The following is a 2,887-nucleotide window of genomic DNA, read 5'->3' on the forward strand; positions in this document are numbered from 1 at the left end:
CGCTAAGCGCCGCCACTAATCTTTAGGGTTTTATGTCCTAATCCCCCCCCAAGAATTGGCTGGCAGCACTTAGCGCCGCCAGCCAATTCTTGGGGGTTATGTCCTAGTAAACTTGGTGACAGCTATATCTCGATTTTAATCGATGAGCGATTTCCAATCTCAGACTATAATTTGATTTAACATTAGATTTACAAAAATCGCGTAGGAATCAATATCTACATCAAGGACATCACAATTATGGGAATGACACTCACCGAAAAGATTTTGGCAAAAGCGTCAGGCAAAAACCACGTTAGCCCAGGCGAAAACATTTGGGTGAATGCTGACCTGCTGATGACCCATGATGTCTGTGGTCCAGGCACAATCGGTATTTTTAAAAAAGAATTCGGCGAAGATGCCAAGGTTTGGGACAGAGAAAAACTTGTTTTGATCCCCGATCATTACATTTTCACTAAAGATGCCAGAGCAAACCGCAATGTTGACATCTTGCGTGAATTTGCCAGAGAGCAAGATATTAAATATTTTTACGATATTACCGATCTATCAGACTTTAAAGCAAACCCAGACTATAAAGGCGTTTGCCATGTTGCCCTTGCTCAAGAAGGACATACTAGACCTGGGGAAGTGCTATTTGGAACCGATTCGCATACTTGCAATGCAGGAGCCTTCGGACAATTTGCTACTGGCATTGGTAACACTGATGCCGCCTTTGTCCTCGGTACGGGTAAGTTATTGGTGAAAGTCCCTGCTTCGATGAAGTTTGTCTTTGATGGCGAGATGCCAAAGCACCTCTTAGCTAAGGATTTAATTTTGCATGTAATTGGCGATATTAGTGTCAGTGGCGCAAACTATCGGGCTTTACAGATTGAAGGTGAAGCGATCGCCAAAATGACGATGGAAGAACGGATGACAATCTGTAACATGGCGATCGAGGCTGGTGGTAAAAATGCGGTGATTGCCCCCGACCAAACCACCTTTGACTACGTGCGATCGCGCACCAATAAACCCTTTGAATCCCTCTATGCTGATGCTGATGCGGAGTATTACTATATCAAGCATTACGATGTCTCCAAGCTTGAACCCGTAGTTGCCAAGCCCCACTCACCCGACAATCGAGCCTTGGTTCGTGAAGTGCAAGACGTTAAGATTGATCGCGTTTACATTGGTTCTTGCACGGGTGGTAAAACCGAAGACTTCTACCACGCAGCGCAGTTACTCAAGGGACAGCAGGTGAAGGTTCCCACCTATCTAGTCCCAGCGACCCAAAAGGTTTACAACGATCTCTTTAGCTTGAAGATCGATGGTCTGACGCTCTCAGAGATCTTTTTACAAGCTGGTTGCATTGAACCTGCGTCACCTTCCTGTGCGGCTTGCTTGGGTGGACCTCAAGATACCTTTGGAAGGGTCAATGAAGCTGAAGTCTGCGTCTCCACCACCAATAGAAACTTTCCAGGAAGAATGGGCAACAAACAAGCACAGATTTATCTTGCATCACCTTACACAGCGGCGGCTTCAGCCTTAACAGGACATATCACCGATCCCCGTGATTTTATGTAAATTAAAAACCAAAACTTAGAAGAGCGTACCGCCCACGTAGCGGGCGGCACGCTCTTCTAAGTTTTAAGTTTACTTATGCCTAGCTACTTACCAATTCACTGAAGTGTTGTCTCACTTCAGTGAATTAAAAAACAAACCCAGTAAGCTTTTGAGATTCCAAAAATGGCGTTGCCATTTTTGGAATTGGTATAAGTAGCTGGGCATAATTAAAAACCAGAATCAAAAACTGTAGCGCACGCGCAGCGTGCGCTACAGTTTTTTGGGTTTTATATTTAATTGCGCCTAGCTAATTACGTGAGATTAGCCGATACAAATCTTTCAATTCCTGCATAGTCTTGATGGACTTGGATATTGCTATAGCTGCCGTTGATCTGTAAAAGCGATCGCACAATTTCCGCTTGTCCAGACATCATTTCCACAATCCAAAGTCCGCCAGAAATTAAATATTCTGGTGCAGCATTGACTAAATCCCGAATATCATCAAGCCCATCGTCACCACCATCAAGAGCCGAATGGGGTTCGTGATTGGTAACTTCAGGCTGTAGCTTTAAAACTTCATTGCTGGGGATGTAGGGGGGATTAGAAACAACTGCCGCTAGCTTGTTTTGCAAATTTAATTTGGCTAAGGGTTCAAACCAACTACCATGATGAAATTGAATTTGCTGCCCATGTTTATCGGTATTAATTTGCGCAATTTCTAAGGCGGATTCACTCAGATCGACGGCATGAATTTGCGCTTGGGGGAAATGTTTGGCTAAAGCGATCGCGATCGCGCCGCTACCCGTGCCTAAATCTACCCAAATTCCATTATGGTAAGCCTCAGCTTGACTACTTTGAGCCACCAACTCCGCCACAATATCAATGATTAATTCCGTTTCTGGACGGGGAATTAAAACGGCAGGAGTGACTTCTAGTTCTAAATCGCGCCATGTTACGGAGCCCGTTAGATACTGTACTGGTATCCGATCTCGTAATCTTTGCTGCCAGAGGCGATCAAGATTAGCCAAGGTTTCGGGCGTAATTTTTTGTGTGATATTTGGCGATCGCAATCGCAAATCTAACTTATCGAGAGAAGTTAACCGCAATATTAACCAATCCAGCTCAAAGGCAGGTATATTGCTGCTTTGGGCATCGCTCAGACTGCGATCGTACCATTCGTGCCATTCGTGAAAATTGATCATTGATATGGGAGCGAGAGAAGTCAAATTATCATGACTCGATAAATCATAGCAATTCACTGAAGTGAGCCAATATAGCTATATTCACTTACAGCGCATTGCGCTCAAACCCAAACCAAGGAAATTTTTGAAAGCGTTGCTTCGCAACGCTT

Annotated in this window: 2 protein-coding genes; one reads left to right on the forward strand and one right to left on the reverse strand. The window is 44.4% G+C overall.

The genetic code is table 11. The annotated features are described in order from the left end of the window. Positions 1-237 precede the first annotated feature (237 nt). Positions 238-1,557, forward strand: coding sequence for a 3-isopropylmalate dehydratase large subunit (locus PSE7429_RS22210; RefSeq protein ID WP_009629636.1), 1,320 nt, complete (start codon positions 238-240; stop codon positions 1,555-1,557). A gap of 290 nt (positions 1,558-1,847) precedes the next feature. On the opposite strand, the gene prmC is transcribed toward PSE7429_RS22210, so the two are convergent. After that, entirely contained in the window at positions 1,848-2,738 is an 891-nt protein-coding gene (gene prmC, locus PSE7429_RS22215; protein ID WP_009629637.1) for a peptide chain release factor N(5)-glutamine methyltransferase, read from the reverse strand. Positions 2,739-2,887: the final 149 nt, after the last annotated feature.

The organism is Pseudanabaena biceps PCC 7429, from assembly GCF_000332215.1.
Taxonomy (GTDB): domain Bacteria; phylum Cyanobacteriota; class Cyanobacteriia; order Pseudanabaenales; family Pseudanabaenaceae; genus Pseudanabaena; species Pseudanabaena biceps.